Here is a 15,923-nt window from a genome sequence, read left to right as displayed (position 1 = left end):
AATAAACATGAAATAGGGCTTCAGGGAAACATTTAAAACTATATAAAAGACTTTCTAACATAATAAAATCTCCCCTATATAGTAAAAACACCCCCATTTGCAATGCAAATGGGGGTGTTTTCTTGATACAAAAATAAGCAGAAAGATTAAAATCTTCCTGCTTTTATATAACTATTTGTTATTATAATGATCTTCTAATGGGAATATGTGATGAAAATGATGTAAGGGTCCAACACCTTTACCTATTTCTAATCCGGAATCAATGGCCTTTGTAACATAATCTTTAGATTTAGAGATTGCAGGGGTAAGGTCATAGCCTAAAGCTAGATAGGAGGCAATGGCTGAAGATAAAGTACAACCAGTGCCATGGGTATTATTCTTATGAATCCTTGGAGAAGATATTCGGTTGATTGTAGTGCCATCATAAAACACATCAATAGCATCTCCTTCTAAATGACCTCCTTTGACTAGTATGCTCTTAGGCCCTAACTCATAGATATCCCTTGCTGCTGCTTCCATATCATCTACTGTTACTATTTGTCTATTGAGTATCACTTCGGCTTCTGGAATGTTAGGCGTTACTATAGTGGCTATAGGCAAAAGTTCTCGAATAAGGGCATCCTTTGCCTCTGGTTGAAGTAAATGATGACCGCTTTTAGATACCATAACTGGATCTACCACCACAAAGGGAACTTGCCACATCTCTAGCGAATATCGAATCTGTTTGATAATCTCAGAATTTGACACCATACCGATTTTTACCGCATCGACAACAATATCTTTAAAAATAGCATCAATTTGTGCCTGTACCATAGATTTATCTATTTCAACAACAGCATCTACTCCCTGTGTATTTTGAGCAGTAATTGCAGTGATCACACTCATTCCATAAGTTCCAAGTGCTGAAAAGGTCTTAAGGTCCGCCTGTATACCAGCGCCACCACTACAATCGGAACCAGCAATTGTTAATAAATGCTTCATTTGGTTATCTCCTTTTCCCAATAGTATAGTCTTTCTAGTATATCATGAAAGCTCTCAAACTTATCAACCTGTCTTCCCAGAGATACACAGTAATCATAGAGCTTTTTTTTGGCAAATACATAATCTGCTTTTTCAGCAGGACAGAAATCTGATGAACCATCACCGATATATATTGACTTTTGAAAGGTTTTTTTTAGCTCTAACATTAATTCTGTTTTGCATACACCACATAAATCACAATGATCTGATTGATAAGGTACTTGAATCTCTATTTCTGAAGAAAATATTAATTTGTTGGCGTAGTAGGGAAGGGAAAGACCTTCTCTTTTTAAAATATAATCAATATAATAATCATAGCCATCGCTTAGAATATAAATAGGATATCCTTGATTTTTACAATAATCTACGAAAACAAGGAATTCATCATCAATTTCTATCATATCTGCAATTTCTTTAAAAGCTAGAGAATCTTTTCTTTTAAAAAGCTTAAAGGTTTCTCTAGCACACTCTAAAGTGGATAATTGTTTGTTTTCCCATTGATCGTTGATTTCTATCCAACCCTCTGATGCAAGCTCAGTAACGATAGCCTCACAGACATCTCTTTTTGTGATGGTACCATCAAAATCCACAAAAAATACTAGCTTTTCTTTTTCCATTGTTGGATTAACTCCTTTGCAGCTTTATAAGTATCCTTTTGGGATAGTATTCCTGATATAAGGGAGATACCTTCAGCACCCACAGCTTTTATTTCTGATAGGTTATTGATAGATATGCCGCCAATACCAACTACAGGTATGTGAACATGCTCTACAATTTCTTTCAACCCTTTTAAACCAATAGCATCACCAGCATCTAGCTTACTGCCAGTGGCAAATACAGCGCCAGCTCCTATATAATCAGCCCCCATCTTTTCTCCATAAAGGGCTTCTTCTACATTTGAAGCTGAGTAGCCCAGAATCTTATCTTTCCCAAGTATACTTCTTACTACATCAATAGGGAGATCGTTTTGTCCGATATGAAGTCCATCAGCATCTATAGCTAAAGCAATATCTAATCGATCGTTAACAATCAAAGGGACATTAAATTCTCTCGCAATTTGCTTTAGTTTTAAAGCAATGTTATAAAAATTTTTAGAATCGATATTCTTTTCTCTAACCTGCAGCAGTGTTACTCCACCGTTTAAGGCGTAAGTAATGGCATCAAAAAAGTCCTTATCTCCTACTAATAAACGATCAGTGATTAGATATAAGCTATAATCTATAGCCATTCTATATTACCTCCTTGTTCAATAGCCGCTTCATCTATTTGATAGATTTCATCAAATAATTTCATTCTAAAGGTACCAGGCAAATTACCTTCTTTAGCTTTTACAGCTTTTTCACCTGCTAAAGACATAACTAAATGACTAGCTGCTGTAGCTATTAGCAAATCATCATTAGCACCGCAGAAGCCTGCAGTAAGAGCACCTACCATACAACCAGCTCCTGTAATTTTTGTAAGCATTTCTGTACCATTATTAACAAGACAAACCTTTTCTCCATCGGTAATGATATCGGTTTTTCCAGTAGCTGCTACAATACAGCTCCATTTTTTTGCCAATCGCTTACATACCTCAACGCCATCTGTTCCATCGTCAATTGAATCTACACCTCTAACTTTACTATCTACACCTAAAAGAGACTTGATTTCTCCTAAATTTCCTTTTATGACATGAATTTTTCCAAATTTCCTTAACTTGTTTATGTAGTCAATTCTTCTTGGTATAGCACCACAACCTACAGGGTCTAGTACTACAGGAATTTTTTTTTCATCCGCCCCTTTAACTGCCAAAGGCATTGCTAATTCTTGTTCTTTTGTAAAGGTGCCAATATTTAAATAAACAGCATTGGAGATTTGACTAAATTCATAGGCTTCATCCGTTGCTTCGCACATGGCAGGTGAAGCGCCTATTGCCAATAAAATATTTGCACAATCATTGATGGTAACATAGTTAGTAATTGCTTGTATTAACGGGGTTTTTTCCTTAACTTTACTTAAACTCATAGCTAATTCTTTCATTTTATTGCCTCCTTATTTTTAGATAAAAAATACCTCCCACTGTACTGGGAGGTATAGAAAAATCTTTTAATTATCAACAACTAATTTATAAAGACTCATTATCAGCTCCCTCCGGTGGCATGATCCACATCAGGTTCAAGGGTTAATGAAAAAATCTTCATTTCTCAGCCCAAAGGGCACCCCTGCCAATGATACTATTCATTTTGTTTTAGTATAGCATTGCTAACTTCACTATGTCAACTGAAGGAATAGAAAATAGCCGCTAAAGCATTTTTCTACACATTTTTGCTACTCCATTAGCAGCTATCATGCCGGTTTGCAACGACCCTTGCATCCATGCTCTTGCAGTAGAAACATGTTCTCCAGCGAAGAAAACTCTACTTTTATATTCAGGTTCTATTGATACCTTTGAAAATAATCGATGCTCACTAGGGGAAAGGAAGGAAAATGCTCCCCAAAACCATGGTTCAGTATTCCAATGTACAGTTTTATAGTCCTTTAATAGAGGATCAAGGCTTCCTGGATAGAGACCGTGTACTTCTTCAACCTGTCTTTTTATATCGTAAATCCTTAGTGGATTTGGTTCGTTACCAAGCCGCACAGCATCCTGTCCCCAGTTATAGGAGGCTAGTAATACTCCAGGAAGATTGGGGTTTGCTTTAGTGTTCAAATCCCATGTGCATCCATAAGAATCGCGGTAGCTTTTTCTATAATCATATTCTTCATCTCCAATGAATTTGCCGTCATCAGAAGGGTACCAAATACTACTAATTGGTAAATCTGTTGATGAACTACCACCGATAATTCGTTCATCCGGTCCTCCTATTTCCCAAAAACGTTGATTAAATAAGCAAGCAGTTTTTTGTGATGATATATAAGATAAAATTCTAATCGCTTGCATTTTTCTACTGCTAAATAACGGATCCAGCCGCAAACGTCTTACACTAGAAAAAGGTAGGGTGCAAATAACATAGTCAAAGTCCTCCTGATGAATTTCTGGACAGTCTTTTTTCTTATAGTGAACTGTAACAGCACCATCTTCTCTGTATTGACCTAGACCCATAATTGCATGGCCCATTCTTAAATCAATGTCTCCTAGATGATTAGGATAAATATCAGGATAATAGTTTTTAGGACAATCTTGTTGGAAAGAATCAAGAAATGCTTCTGGAAACTTTGCCATTCCTCCAGGTATTTCATACATAAATGAAAAGTTAATTCCATATATCTCCATTAATATTTCGAAAAAGCTATAGTAAAAAAAGGAACCTGTAGAGGGGTTAACATTGCTGAGCATAGCTATAGCACCATCACTTAAACCAGCTTTCTCCATGCTTTGGCGAATATTGAAAAAGTCCGACATGTTGATCTGAGGACTATAAATATCTCTAATTTCTAATATTTGCTTTCTTATTTCCGAAGGAATAGCTAAAAGAGGTTCAAAAAAAGCGATGTTTTCTAATTCTTGCCATGATAAATCTTTTTCTTCGGGGGTCATGTTGAACTTAGGATATATGTATTTTTGAACATTTTTACCTCCAGGATCATTTCGAACCCTTACTCCTCGTACATAGATGAAGGCGTTTTCATTTGTTTGTATAAAGGGGCGAGTGTTCAATTTGAAAAGATCAATATAATGCCATGTGGTGTTGTGACTTACTGGAAAACGCATGGCCCCTAATTCACCGTATAATTGTCTTTGCTGATCAAAGTAATGGGTATAGACCCGGCCTCCAATCCTTTGTTCATTGGCTTCAAATATCGTTGTATGAAATCCTAATTTTCTTAACTCAAAAGCTGCCGATAAACCAGCCAAACCGCCTCCTAAAACTGCTACCCTGACATTTTTACAAGAGCCAGGCGGTGCAATGGTGAGAATATCCTGTGGCGGAGCAAGTAATTCTACAATGTTATCAAGGTCTTCAATACGGTTTTCTGACTCGAGGGCAAAGGCCATCATCTCAAGTCGTTCTTTAGCACTAGGGTTTCTAGGTTGTGATGGAATAATCACATTATTACCTCCTTTAATTTCATCAATGATTATTAATTTATATGTGAAAAGTCTTTTATATATTTGCACATATTTGTTACAGAAGACGAATAAATCTTTATTTAGAAAGAAAAAAATTATAAGATTTGAAAATTTGACAAATACTAAACTAAGGATTGAAGTAATAAGAAGGGAGAATGGAGAATGAAGAAAAACATTAGTTGGATAGTGATTTGTTTGACTATAATAGCAATAATAACCATTAATGTAGGATGTGCTAGACAAGAGGAAGGACCGCCACAAGCAGAAGAACCAGGTGAAGGACTACAAATACCATTAGGAGAGATCCCCGCACCAGAGGATATGATTTTGGATGCTGCCCATTGGGAAGAGGAGTATCCAATGATTTATGAATCCTTTATTAGAACATCAAGAATGGGGGATTTTACTGTTGAGGACAGTACTTTAGGGGGTCTACACCCTGTTGATTATCTAGAAAAGTATCCCAATATAAAAATACTCTATGATGGAATAGGGTTTTCAAAAGAGTATTATGCAGCGAGAGGCCATTATTACTCCCTAGAGGACGTAATCAATACAGAGAGACCGAAGCCAGGGGCTTCCTGCTTGGCATGTAAGACAGCAGACTATGAGAAATTGTTTGTAGAACATGGAGAAGATATGTTTGCACTAGATTTTCATGAAACAGTTCAAGGAATAGAAAATTCTATTAGCTGCTACAATTGTCATAGGAATGAACCTGGACAAAATATACAAGTTACTGCTCCTCACCTTGCGGTAGGTTTAACAAAATTAGAGCAGGAACCACCTGCAGGTACTTTAGCCTGTGCTCAATGCCATGTTGAATACTATTTTAACCCAGATACAAAGGAAGTTGTTTTGCCATGGGACAATGGTATAGAAATAGAAGATATAGAAGCCTATTTTGAAGAAAGAGGTTTTTATGATTGGAAGCATCCCAGAACTGGAACGCCTCTTATTAAAGTACAGCATCCAGAATTTGAAATGTATACGGGAAGTATTCACGATAGGATGGGTGTTAGCTGTGCAGATTGTCACATGCCGACAGTTGAGGAAGAGGGAGAAACCTATCGATCCCATTGGGCCAAGAGTCCACTTAAAACCGTTGAAGAATCCTGTGGAGGATGTCATAAGGATGGAGAAGCCATTATAGCACAGACGGAAGAAATTCAGCGAGAAATTGATGACATGCAAGTAGAGGTCAGTGGTATGATCGTAGAACTTGTAGAAGATTTTGCAGCTGCACTGGAGGAAAGGGACCTAGAGGAAGCTACTGTAGAAGAATTATGGGATTTGCATAGAAAGGCCCAATATCGTTGGGATTTCGTAATGGTAGAAAACAGTACAGGTTTCCACCATTGGGAAAAAGCCAGGAAAGCTTTAGAGGAAGCTAAGGAATTTGCACAACAGGCATTGGACATTTTAGCAGAACAACAGTAGAAAGATTTATAAATTATCTACCACTATCTAAGCAGTATAAAGATAGTGGTAGTTTCATTACTTAGTAAAATAGAGGATGTGATGTAATGCAAAATAAAGTAGGTTTAATAAATATAAGGTCTTTTTTTAAGTCTATGAGATTTGGGTTAATATTACTAGGGGTTCTAGGATTTCTTTCAGTTGTGGGATCTTTTATACCTCAAGGAAGAGATATCGCATTTTACCAGAACAATTATACTAGTATTGTAGCGAAGACAATACTAGTATTAAGGTTTAATGATCTATATCATTCTTTATATTTTAGCATTTTATTTGGAACATTGTGTTTAAATCTATTGTTATGTAGTATAACTAGATTCAATAAAACATTTAATAAAATTTTTGAAGTGCCCGATGTTAAAAAGATGAGAAATATTTCTGCACAAAAGGTAGAAGAAGACAAAAAAACAGCTGTAATTGGAGAAATATATAGAAAATATGGATTTGAAAGTTTGAATAAAATGGAAAAAGTTAATAATAGAACAGTATACTATGGCAAAAAGAATCAAATGGGATATTTAGGCTCATGGTTTATTCATGTAGGGGTACTTTTGGTAATCGTTTTTTATGGATATGGACAATACACTTTTTTTTCAACTCATGTATATGGGGTTCCGGGAGAGGCTAAGGAAGTATTAGGTACAAATTACAGCTTAGAAATCAATGACTTTAACATACAATATCGTGAGGATGGTTCTATAGAACAATATCTTTCTCATGTTAATTTGAAAAACAATGGGGGAGACATTTTAAAGGCAGAAGATATTTTTGTAAACAACCCAATGCGACATGATGGATATGCTATTTATCAGACTGCTACTGGTTGGGCTGCTGATATAAAGATATATGCTAATGATCAATTATTAAAGGAGGATATCTTTTATGAAGCAACGACTATTTCAGACGAAAGAGGACCTGTTGCAATTCAGTTTACCAAGTTCTATCCAGACTTTATATCAACTGAGAATGGCATATATAGTAGTTCTAACCACTCAAATAATCCTAAAGTGTTATATACTATATTTTTTATGGGGCAACGGGTAGCTATGAATATAGCCTCAATAGATGAAAATATTCACTGGTATGACTATACATTTGTTTTTGAAAATCCTCAGATGTATACTTATTTTCAAGTGAATAAAATGAAGGGTAAGATAGGGGCAATTATCGGTGCGGTACTTATCTTACTTGGGTTAATTCTATGCTTTTATATAAAGCCAAAGGAAATAATTATTACAGAGGCAGGAAAACACATTGAAGTTTTTGGAAACAATATAAATCATCTGCTGAATACTTAAGCCAAAGGAGGAATATTGTGTTTGATGAAAGATATAGCTTTATCATTACTTTAATATTGTATAGTCTATCGATGGTGTGTTACTTTACTTTTTTTATGTTTAGGAAAGAAAAATTTTCTAACTATGGAAGTTTGTTGGTCAAGGTAGGCATTGTTTTTCATACCATCGCTTTAACTACACGAGCAGCTGAAGCTAGTAGATTACCCTTAGCCAATCAATATGAATTTGCAACAAGCTTTGCATGGGGGATTGCAGTAAGTTTTGTAGGATTTGAATGGAAATATAGATTCAAAGCATTAGGCACCTTTGTTACTCCCTTATTACTATTGGTGGCCTTTTATGCTGCACTACAATCAAGAGAAATAAGACCTTTAATGCCAGCTCTACAAAGCAATTGGATTACAATACATGTGAGTACTGCAATTTTCAGCTATGGAGCTTTTGCTATCGCATGTGGTGTATCTATTATGTATTTAATTCGAGATAGATTTAAACAGGATGCTTTTCTTGCTAATTATATGCCTAGTTTTGAAAAACTGGATTTAATAAGTTATCGAGCCATAGCATTAGGATTCGTTATGCTAACTGTGGTGATTATCAGTGGAGCCATATGGGCAGAAAAGGCATGGGGGAGATATTGGCAATGGGATCCAAAGGAAACATGGTCATTTATTACATGGGTTATTTACTCCATTTATCTACATGTTAGATTGACGAAAGGGTGGAAGGATAAGAAGGCTGCATGGTTCGCTGTACTGGGCTTTTTAGCTATTCTTTTCACCTATATAGGCGTGAACACGTTGTTAGTTGGTTATCATTCTTATGCATAATATTGACAATCTATGATATAATAGAGGAAATAATTGAGGAAGGTGAAGGCAATGAGGATAAAAGTATTATTAATAACAGTGATCATAATGCTTTCTCTAATTGGTTGTTCTACAGAAAGAGTTCCAGATACAAATGATAATGCAGATATCAATGACACAATTGAGGATATTAATTATTCTATTATTGTAGATACAAATCAATTTTCAGATAGTGAACAACTAAAAGAAAGATTAATGATGGCTGTGGCTATAGAACTGAAAAATACAGAAAATCAAACAATGGGCATGCTACAGGAAAAAGAAAAAATATCTAACTTAGTGGATAGCTTTTTTACATATAAGATTGAAAAAGAACTAATTGCTAATCAGCAGAGTCAGGTTATTGGCCCAATCAACTTTTATTTTTCTGATAGTGAGGATATTTATGGTTTGATGAATAATAATTATATATATATTGAAGGCTATTACTTCGTAATAAACACTAGGATTGCACAGGAATTACAAACTCTTTTTAAGGCAAATATTGCAACAGCACCTGTCGGAGCAGAATAACAGGTGCTGAGTTTATTTAGTATTCATTTGATATGATATCTAAAAAGTTTTTTAGCATTTTGGCTGTGATACCCCATATAACATAATCTTTATATTTATAAAAGTATACATAATAGTCATTCACCCTCCAACTATAGTCTTTTCCCTGTTGAATAAGATGAAAAGGAAAATCTTCATCTGGAATTGTGTTGACCTTTAATCTATGCACTAAAGGTTTTTGTGTCACTAACTCTTTAAGAGGAACAGCAAAAATGGAATCAACTTCATCTATACTATAACGAATATCTTCTAGTTTTACATTATGAAGAATAGCACAAAAGGGATAAACAATCATATTAAAGGTGGTAGCAATAGGATCCAAGTTTCCAATAAGTTGAATATTATCAGCTGAAATATTCAATTCTTCTACAGTCTCTCTTATTGCTGATTGTTGAAGCGTTTCGTTATCATCAACTTTTCCTCCTGGAAAGCATATCTCACCAGGTTGACTTTTTAGCTGATGAGAACGCACTTCAAACAATATATGAGGTTCATTATCCACATCGATAATAGGAATTAGAACAGATGATCTTAAAAAGGTGTGGGGAGATTTTTTGTCATTATTTTGAAAAGCTTCTATAATTTTTTTATGTTTCATATCTAATTGCACCTCAATCATATTTTGTAGTAATTAAATAACTCTACCATATAAGAGTATCATATTCATTAAACATATTCAAAGTATTAATAGGGTATCTATTCTCTATATTTAATTTATATGGTTAGAGGAAAAGACTTAGAAATGTAGAAAGTATATAATAAATTCATTAAGGACTTATATAGATAACCAATTTTAAACTTTAATTGCACTCTGTGAAAGTGACTGACAGCAAATCAAAGATTTGGGTCATCTACTTTTGATATACACGGTCTACGATTTCGCCCAAAACCATGAGTTGCAAATGTAGCCCTTAATATATCAAAATTTCACCTTGTATAAGCGACTGACATGAAATCATAGATTACAGTCATCTGCTTAAGTTCTGTAGTTGGTTACCCATAAAAGAACATGATTAAAAATTGACTAATTATTTAAAGGAGGATTTTATATGATTGGGAAAAAAATAGCTGAGCTTAATATCGGGGATAAAGCTAATTTTGAAAAGACGATTACTGAAACTGATGTATATTTATATGCTGGGATCACTGGTGACCTAAATCCAGCCCATATTAACCAGCCAGCAGCAGAAAAATCAATGTTTAAAGGAAGAATAGCTCATGGAATGTTGATAGCAGGTTTAATATCAACCGTCCTAGGCATGTATCTTCCTGGCCCAGGAACAATTTATTTAGGACAGGAGTTAAAGTTTTTAGTACCTGTTAGATTTGGCGATACCATTAAAGCTGAAGCAGAGGTTTTAGAAAAGAATGAAGAACGCAATCGTATCAAACTGAAGACTACTTGCACAAATCAAGAGGGAGTTGTAGTGTTAGAGGGCATTGCTACTGTAATGCCTCCAAAATAGAATTATAAATCTATTAAGAACTGCCTAGATTTGTCTAGGCCTTCTTCATGCGTTCAAATTTATTTTAACGAACATATAGTCGCATATAGAAAATAGAATACGGTATGGATATATATAGTAAATAAATTTTTATGAGGAGGATGCATATGAAAATTTATACCAAAACAGGTGATGGTGGAGAAACTAGTTTGTATGATGGAAAAAGAGTAAAAAAGGATGATATTAGAGTAGAAAGCTATGGAACGATTGATGAGCTGAACTCTACATTAGGCTTTGCACGAAATTTTATTGCACAAGATAAAATTGTTGAGATTATTTATAGAATACAGAGAGAATTATTTGATGTGGCAGGTGAATTAGCAACATCAGATCAAGAAAAATTTCCGGAAAAAATAGAAAAGAGACATGTTGAGTTTTTAGAAGAAATTATAGATGAATATTTAGAAAAAATAGAACAGGTAAACGCATTTATTATTCCAGGAAGTAATAAAGCAGCAGCTAGTTTACATGTTGCACGAACAGTATGTAGAAGAGCTGAGAGAAGAATATTAACCTTAAATAGAGAAGAAACGATTAATCCTATGTTAATTAAATATATAAATCGATTATCTGATGTGATTTATACTCTTGCAAGGTATTTGGAAACTGATTTAAAATATGTAGAGTTTAAAAAGTAGCGAATCTTATGAAAAGGAGTTGAGATTTACTTATGAAAAATGATATTAAAGAAATCTTATTTACGAAAGAAAAAATCCAAAGCAAAGTAAAAGAAATAGGACAACAAATAGAAAAGGATTATGCTGGAAAAGAGATGGTTGTAATTGGAGTATTAAAGGGAGCAAATGTTTTTTTAGGAGATTTGATTAGAGAAATTAATGTACCTCTGTATATTGATTTCATGGCAGTGTCTAGCTATGGACATTCAACAGAAACTTCAGGAGTTGTGAGGATTTTAAAGGATTTAGACCTAGAAATTGAAGATAAACATGTCCTTATTGTTGAAGATATTATAGATACTGGTTTAACTTTAAAATATATAACAGAAAACTTAAGGTCACGAAAAGTGGCAAGCTTAAAAATATGCACGCTACTAGATAAGCCATCTAGAAGAAAATGCAGTTTAGATATTGATTATATTGGCTTTGATATACCAGACGAATTTATCGTTGGATATGGTATTGATTATGCAGAAAAATATAGAAATTTACCATATATTGCTACTCTTAAAAATGAAATCTATGAATAGTATAATAATCCTTGTATAGTTTTAGAAAAAAATCTCCATACTATTACTAAATCCATAGCTAAGGAGGATTTAATAATGAATGCAGTTGTAAATTTTCAAGAGGTGAAACAACGTTTTATCAATGCAGATGTAGACGGTAAAATACAGATATACACAACGACACAAGGGTTAACTGTAGATCAATTTAAAGAATTATTAAAACATTTTCCTCTACAACATCTCGATAAGTTAGAAAGAGCAATGGGCTAATATAACTTTTAAAACCTTCTTAATTTTAAGATAAGAAGGTTTTATTTATGAAAAATTAGGAAGGATAAAGTGTATAGTAAACTAGCATTTTAAAAATCTATTGAGGTGAATAATAATAATGAAAAGCAAATTAATAGCTGTTCAAGAGGGATTGCATGAAGCTGCAAAAATATTAAGAGAAAAGGGATATAGAGTTACAACGATAGATAAGGCAAAGGAGCCTATTGATGTGATAATTTATTCAAATAGAAATAATGATTATCTTGCCCACAATACAACAGGAGAAATAAGAGTTCCATCCTATAATCAATTTGTTAAGATGATTAATGTAGAAGAAGTAGATATCAATAATTTAGTTAGTACGATTGAAGAATTAGAATAGAAGGTTTATAAAATCCATAGTAAAAGCATACTATGGATTTTATTGGAAATAATTAATGATAGAGGAGCGGTGAAATATGAAAAAAATAGAGAAATGGATAATAAAGTTTAGTGAAATTTACAAGAACTTTAAAAAAAATCGTTCAAACAGCAGAAGATTTAAGACCTTCTACAGCAGTACACAAGAAGACAAAAGAAATGATATAGCTAAAGTAATCGACTATGTTTTATGGAGATGTTTTATTTTTTTTATAACCTTTACTTTATTTTTTTTAAAAAATGCAAATATCTATAGTGCAATAATGATGGCGACAATGGTATCCTGTATTTATCATGCAATTTCAATAAAGATACGAAGAGGAAAGTTGAATGAACTAAAAATAGAAAAAAGAAGAATTGTTGCGTCTCAAAGAGTGTACAAAGAAATTTTAAATAAAACGATTGATGAAATGAAGGAATACATAACAACAATTTTTACTAAAGTAGGCTTCACTGAAATACAATACATAAACAATGATCATAAATCAATCGTATTAATAGCAGATTATAATGATCATAAAACTATGCTTTCCTGTTATACCTATAAAAATGACTTTGATGTAGAATTAAAAGATTTAAAAGAATTCTTATGTCAGTTAATACGAGAAAATATAAAAAAAGGCATTTTTGTTACGACATCTGACTTTACTAAAGATTGTTATGATTATTTGAATCAAATAAATGAAAATTATAATATCATATTAATTAATAAAGAAAAACTGTTAAAGATTATAGAAGGGAAGGATATGTTTCCATCGGAGCAAGAAATTGATGAAGCTATTGAAAATCAAATAAGTAAAAGGAAGAAAAACTGGGGAAGATATAAGGCAGCAGCTTTATCAAATAAAAAAATTAAAGGATATTTTACTTTAAGTATATTTCTTATGGTAGCTTCATTATATATTCCATATACGATATATTATATAGTTGTAGCTAGTATTACTATGTTTTTGACGATAATAACTTTTATATTCCATATACATAATAAAGAAAATAATCAAGAAGAAAAATGGGAAGAGATAGAAAGTTTATTTCAAAACCTTTAATGCTTTGTATATGTTGAAAACCTATAAAAAATTTGATTTTTTTAACTAAAAACCGTATAATAGTGATTGTACATACAAAAGTAGATGACCATAAGTAGACAACCGAAAGTTTAGTTTGTAACTTTCGTGTTGATCACTTATACAGAGTGCAAGTTTGATTTATAACTTTTGAGTCAGTCACTTTCACAGAGTACAACAAAATATTAACAATAATTATGTTGGGAGGAATTATGATGAGCGAAAAAATGTTGCCAATTGCATTATCAAATCGTCATCTTCATTTAAGCCAAGAAGATATTGAAACATTATTTGGCAAGGGCTATGAGTTAAATAAATTTAAAGATTTATCTCAACCTGGACAATATGCAGCAGTAGAAAAGGTTGATATAGTAGGCCCAAAGGGGACTTTAAAGGGTGTCCGTGTTTTAGGTCCAGCTAGACCAAGCACACAAATTGAAATATCGTTAGCTGACGGATTTGCTTTAGGGGTAAAACCGCCGGTTAGAGATTCAGGCGATGTGGCAGGAAGTCCAGGAGCAAAAATTGTTGGCCCTCAAGGAGAAGTTGAATTAAAAGAGGGCATTATAGCTGCTGCTAGACATATTCATATGCATACAGATGATGCAGAAAAATTTGGTGTAGTAGATAAACAAAGAGTAAAGGTAAGAACAAGCGGAGAAAGAGCAATAGTTTTTGAAAATGTGCTGGTAAGAGCACACCATACATTTGCACTAGAAATGCATGTGGATAATGATGAAGGAAATGCAGCTGGTGTTAAAAATGGAGAAATGGTTGAATTAATTATTAAATAAGATGGGTGAAAAATTGATATGAATATAGCTCAATACATAGATCATACAATCTTAAATGCAGATGCTACACAGTCTGATATAAGAAAAGTATGTGAGGAAGCTAAAGAATATGGCTTTTATTCTGTTTGTGTGAATAGTAGTCATGTAGATTTTGTTGCTAAACAATTAAAGGGAAGCAACGTAAAAATTGCAGTAGTAGTAGGATTTCCTTTGGGTGCTGCATCAATTGAAACAAAGGGATTTGAGACGAAAGATGCTGTTTCAAAAGGTGCTAATGAAATTGATATGGTTATTAACATAGGAGCTCTAAAGAGCAGGAATGAGAATTTCGTCCAAAAGGACATTGCAGCTGTTGTAAAAGCCGCGGGTAAAGATGTAATTGTGAAGGTTATCATTGAAACAGCTCTTCTGAATGATGAAGAAAAAATATTGGCCTGCAAAATAGCTAAGGCAGCAGGTGCTCATTATGTTAAGACGTCTACTGGCTTCAGCACTGGAGGTGCAACGGTAGAAGATATAAAATTAATGAGAGAAACCGTTGGACCTAACATAGGAGTGAAAGCTTCAGGTGGAATAAGAGATTTTCAAAAGGCAAAGGCAATGATTGATGCTGGTGCCACAAGACTAGGTGCTAGTGCTTCTGTTAACATAGCCAAGGGTATCGAATCAGAAGATAATGGATATTAAGAAAAGAAGTCCTGTATTTATGGAATATAGGATTTCTTTTTTTGTTTTGTTAAACTCTGTGAAATCATGAAAAAAGTAGTTAAATAAAAAACTTGACTGGAGACAAAATATATTTAGGAGGTGATTATTTGAAAAGCAAAAAATTAATATTAACAATATGTGTTTTTCTTATTATAGCCATGGCTATAACTGGATGTAGACCAGCTGAAAGACCTGTTCCTGAGACACAAGACACACCAGGACAACAAGTTCCAGGAGAACAGGCGGACGATGGAGTGATTAGAGATGCAAGAACTCCAGAGGACGATAGAACAGCACCAAGAAATATGCAGCCTGTAGAAATGGAACAGGATTTAATGGTTAGAGCTGATAGAATAGTAAATGAAGTTGTACAACTTGAAGAGGTACGTAGCGCTACAGTAGTTATTTCTGAAAATACAGCTATAGTAGGAGTTAACTTAACAAACGATGAAACTGGTGAACTTGATCGAGAAATGGAAAGAAGAATTGAGGAAGTAGTCAGAGAAACTGATAGAGAGATTGACAACGTGGCAGTTACAGCTGACCCTGATTTGTTTACAAGAATTGAAAACATTGCAAGGGAAGCAGGCAGAGGTAGACCGTTAAGTGGGTTTGGTCGTGAAATAGAAGAAATTTTTAGAAAAATAGTACCTAAAGCATAAAATGAATAAAGATGGAGCATGACTCCATCTTTATTCATTTTATAC

General features: G+C 33.7%; 19 protein-coding genes and 1 riboswitch. Of the genes, 13 read left to right on the top strand and 6 right to left on the bottom strand.

Annotation, left to right across the window (positions count from 1 at the left end; translation table 11 throughout):
• Positions 1-171: 171 nt before the first annotated feature.
• The 5 genes from thiD to CHB72_RS08500 all read right to left on the bottom strand — a co-directional run bounded on the left by thiD (position 172) and on the right by CHB72_RS08500 (position 5,050).
• On the bottom strand, positions 172-981 hold the full coding sequence (gene thiD / locus CHB72_RS08520; RefSeq protein WP_089282462.1) for a bifunctional hydroxymethylpyrimidine kinase/phosphomethylpyrimidine kinase: 810 nt from the start codon (positions 979-981) through the stop codon (positions 172-174).
• Entirely contained in the window at positions 978-1,637 is a 660-nt protein-coding gene (locus CHB72_RS08515) for an MtnX-like HAD-IB family phosphatase (protein ID WP_089282461.1), read from the bottom strand. Before CHB72_RS08515 ends, thiD begins: the two co-directional genes overlap by 4 nt.
• On the bottom strand, positions 1,619-2,248 hold the full coding sequence (gene thiE, locus CHB72_RS08510; RefSeq protein WP_089282460.1) for a thiamine phosphate synthase: 630 nt from the start codon (positions 2,246-2,248) through the stop codon (positions 1,619-1,621). The genes CHB72_RS08515 and thiE overlap by 19 nt, the downstream gene beginning before the upstream one ends.
• Complete coding sequence (gene thiM / locus CHB72_RS08505) at positions 2,239-3,039, bottom strand: hydroxyethylthiazole kinase (RefSeq protein WP_089282459.1); 801 nt, start codon at positions 3,037-3,039, stop codon at positions 2,239-2,241. Before thiM ends, thiE begins: the two co-directional genes overlap by 10 nt.
• An 89-nt stretch (positions 3,040-3,128) precedes the next feature.
• A riboswitch (TPP riboswitch) is annotated at positions 3,129-3,233 on the bottom strand.
• A 68-nt stretch (positions 3,234-3,301) separates the two neighbouring features.
• Entirely contained in the window at positions 3,302-5,050 is a 1,749-nt protein-coding gene (locus CHB72_RS08500) for a flavin monoamine oxidase family protein (RefSeq protein WP_278277822.1), read from the bottom strand.
• 183 nt (positions 5,051-5,233) lie between these two features.
• On the opposite strand from CHB72_RS08500, the gene CHB72_RS08495 reads away from it, so the two are divergent.
• From CHB72_RS08495 to CHB72_RS08480, 4 genes are all read left to right on the top strand, one after another.
• Entirely contained in the window at positions 5,234-6,511 is a 1,278-nt protein-coding gene (locus CHB72_RS08495; RefSeq protein ID WP_089282458.1) for an ammonia-forming cytochrome c nitrite reductase subunit c552, read from the top strand.
• 86 nt (positions 6,512-6,597) lie between these two features.
• Positions 6,598-7,848 carry a cytochrome c biogenesis protein ResB gene (locus tag CHB72_RS08490; RefSeq protein ID WP_089282457.1) on the top strand — a complete coding sequence of 417 codons (1,251 nt, stop codon included), beginning with the start codon at positions 6,598-6,600 and terminating at the stop codon, positions 7,846-7,848.
• A gap of 17 nt (positions 7,849-7,865) precedes the next feature.
• Positions 7,866-8,678, top strand: a complete 813-nt coding sequence (ccsB, locus tag CHB72_RS08485) for a c-type cytochrome biogenesis protein CcsB (RefSeq protein WP_242975074.1) — start codon at positions 7,866-7,868, stop codon at positions 8,676-8,678.
• Between the two features lie 51 nt (positions 8,679-8,729).
• The gene (locus tag CHB72_RS08480; RefSeq protein ID WP_089282456.1) at positions 8,730-9,230 is read left to right on the top strand and encodes a hypothetical protein; all 501 of its coding nucleotides are present in this window, start codon (positions 8,730-8,732) and stop codon (positions 9,228-9,230) included.
• Positions 9,231-9,246: 16 nt separating this feature from the next.
• Here the strand turns inward: CHB72_RS08480 and CHB72_RS08475 are convergent, their stop codons facing one another.
• Positions 9,247-9,867, bottom strand: coding sequence for an NUDIX hydrolase (locus tag CHB72_RS08475; protein ID WP_089282455.1), 621 nt, complete (start codon positions 9,865-9,867; stop codon positions 9,247-9,249).
• A gap of 451 nt (positions 9,868-10,318) precedes the next feature.
• Here CHB72_RS08475 and CHB72_RS08470 point away from each other — a divergent pair, with 451 nt between their 5' ends.
• From CHB72_RS08470 to CHB72_RS08430, 9 genes are all read left to right on the top strand, one after another.
• On the top strand, positions 10,319-10,735 hold the full coding sequence (locus CHB72_RS08470; RefSeq protein ID WP_089282454.1) for a MaoC family dehydratase: 417 nt from the start codon (positions 10,319-10,321) through the stop codon (positions 10,733-10,735).
• A gap of 146 nt (positions 10,736-10,881) precedes the next feature.
• Positions 10,882-11,412 (top strand): cob(I)yrinic acid a,c-diamide adenosyltransferase, encoded by a 531-nt coding sequence (locus CHB72_RS08465; RefSeq protein WP_089282453.1) that lies wholly within the window; start codon positions 10,882-10,884, stop codon positions 11,410-11,412.
• A 32-nt stretch (positions 11,413-11,444) separates the two neighbouring features.
• On the top strand, positions 11,445-11,981 hold the full coding sequence (gene hpt / locus CHB72_RS08460) for a hypoxanthine phosphoribosyltransferase (RefSeq protein ID WP_089282452.1): 537 nt from the start codon (positions 11,445-11,447) through the stop codon (positions 11,979-11,981).
• 75 nt (positions 11,982-12,056) lie between these two features.
• Positions 12,057-12,230 carry a hypothetical protein gene (locus CHB72_RS26470; RefSeq protein WP_089282451.1) on the top strand — a complete coding sequence of 58 codons (174 nt, stop codon included), beginning with the start codon at positions 12,057-12,059 and terminating at the stop codon, positions 12,228-12,230.
• A gap of 118 nt (positions 12,231-12,348) precedes the next feature.
• A complete protein-coding gene (locus CHB72_RS08450; protein WP_089282450.1) occupies positions 12,349-12,612 on the top strand; it encodes a YkuS family protein in 264 nt (87 codons plus the stop codon).
• A gap of 76 nt (positions 12,613-12,688) precedes the next feature.
• Positions 12,689-13,696: a restriction endonuclease gene (locus CHB72_RS08445; RefSeq protein WP_089282449.1), complete on the top strand. Its 1,008-nt coding sequence runs from the start codon at positions 12,689-12,691 to the stop codon at positions 13,694-13,696.
• 233 nt (positions 13,697-13,929) lie between these two features.
• Positions 13,930-14,508, top strand: a complete 579-nt coding sequence (pduL, locus tag CHB72_RS08440; protein ID WP_089282448.1) for a phosphate propanoyltransferase — start codon at positions 13,930-13,932, stop codon at positions 14,506-14,508.
• 18 nt (positions 14,509-14,526) lie between these two features.
• Positions 14,527-15,195, top strand: a complete 669-nt coding sequence (deoC, locus tag CHB72_RS08435; RefSeq protein ID WP_089282447.1) for a deoxyribose-phosphate aldolase — start codon at positions 14,527-14,529, stop codon at positions 15,193-15,195.
• 128 nt (positions 15,196-15,323) lie between these two features.
• On the top strand, positions 15,324-15,878 hold the full coding sequence (locus CHB72_RS08430; RefSeq protein WP_089282446.1) for a YhcN/YlaJ family sporulation lipoprotein: 555 nt from the start codon (positions 15,324-15,326) through the stop codon (positions 15,876-15,878).
• Positions 15,879-15,923: the final 45 nt, after the last annotated feature.

The sequence above is a fragment of the Anaerovirgula multivorans genome, from assembly GCF_900188145.1.
In the GTDB taxonomy this organism is placed as follows: domain Bacteria; phylum Bacillota; class Clostridia; order Peptostreptococcales; family Natronincolaceae; genus Anaerovirgula; species Anaerovirgula multivorans.
Note: the sequence above shows the minus strand (reverse complement) of the source record. Positions and strands in the feature narration are given on the sequence as shown.

Bases quoted from the DNA above. Each gene is read 5' to 3' on its own strand.
- CHB72_RS08450 (WP_089282450.1), top strand. From the start codon at position 12,349: ATGAAAAGCAAATTAATAGCTGTTCAAGAGGGATTGCATGAAGCTGCA.
- hpt (WP_089282452.1), top strand. From the start codon at position 11,445: ATGAAAAATGATATTAAAGAAATCTTATTTACGAAAGAAAAAATCCAA.
- pduL (WP_089282448.1), top strand. From the start codon at position 13,930: ATGAGCGAAAAAATGTTGCCAATTGCATTATCAAATCGTCATCTTCAT.
- thiM (WP_089282459.1), bottom strand. From the start codon at position 3,039: ATGAAAGAATTAGCTATGAGTTTAAGTAAAGTTAAGGAAAAAACCCCG.
- deoC (WP_089282447.1), top strand. From the start codon at position 14,527: ATGAATATAGCTCAATACATAGATCATACAATCTTAAATGCAGATGCT.
- CHB72_RS08470 (WP_089282454.1), top strand. From the start codon at position 10,319: ATGATTGGGAAAAAAATAGCTGAGCTTAATATCGGGGATAAAGCTAAT.
- CHB72_RS08475 (WP_089282455.1), bottom strand. From the start codon at position 9,867: ATGAAACATAAAAAAATTATAGAAGCTTTTCAAAATAATGACAAAAAA.
- thiE (WP_089282460.1), bottom strand. From the start codon at position 2,248: ATGGCTATAGATTATAGCTTATATCTAATCACTGATCGTTTATTAGTA.
- CHB72_RS08490 (WP_089282457.1), top strand. From the start codon at position 6,598: ATGCAAAATAAAGTAGGTTTAATAAATATAAGGTCTTTTTTTAAGTCT.
- CHB72_RS08495 (WP_089282458.1), top strand. From the start codon at position 5,234: ATGAAGAAAAACATTAGTTGGATAGTGATTTGTTTGACTATAATAGCA.
- thiD (WP_089282462.1), bottom strand. From the start codon at position 981: ATGAAGCATTTATTAACAATTGCTGGTTCCGATTGTAGTGGTGGCGCT.
- CHB72_RS26470 (WP_089282451.1), top strand. From the start codon at position 12,057: ATGAATGCAGTTGTAAATTTTCAAGAGGTGAAACAACGTTTTATCAAT.
- CHB72_RS08465 (WP_089282453.1), top strand. From the start codon at position 10,882: ATGAAAATTTATACCAAAACAGGTGATGGTGGAGAAACTAGTTTGTAT.
- CHB72_RS08445 (WP_089282449.1), top strand. From the start codon at position 12,689: ATGAAAAAAATAGAGAAATGGATAATAAAGTTTAGTGAAATTTACAAG.
- CHB72_RS08480 (WP_089282456.1), top strand. From the start codon at position 8,730: ATGAGGATAAAAGTATTATTAATAACAGTGATCATAATGCTTTCTCTA.
- CHB72_RS08515 (WP_089282461.1), bottom strand. From the start codon at position 1,637: ATGGAAAAAGAAAAGCTAGTATTTTTTGTGGATTTTGATGGTACCATC.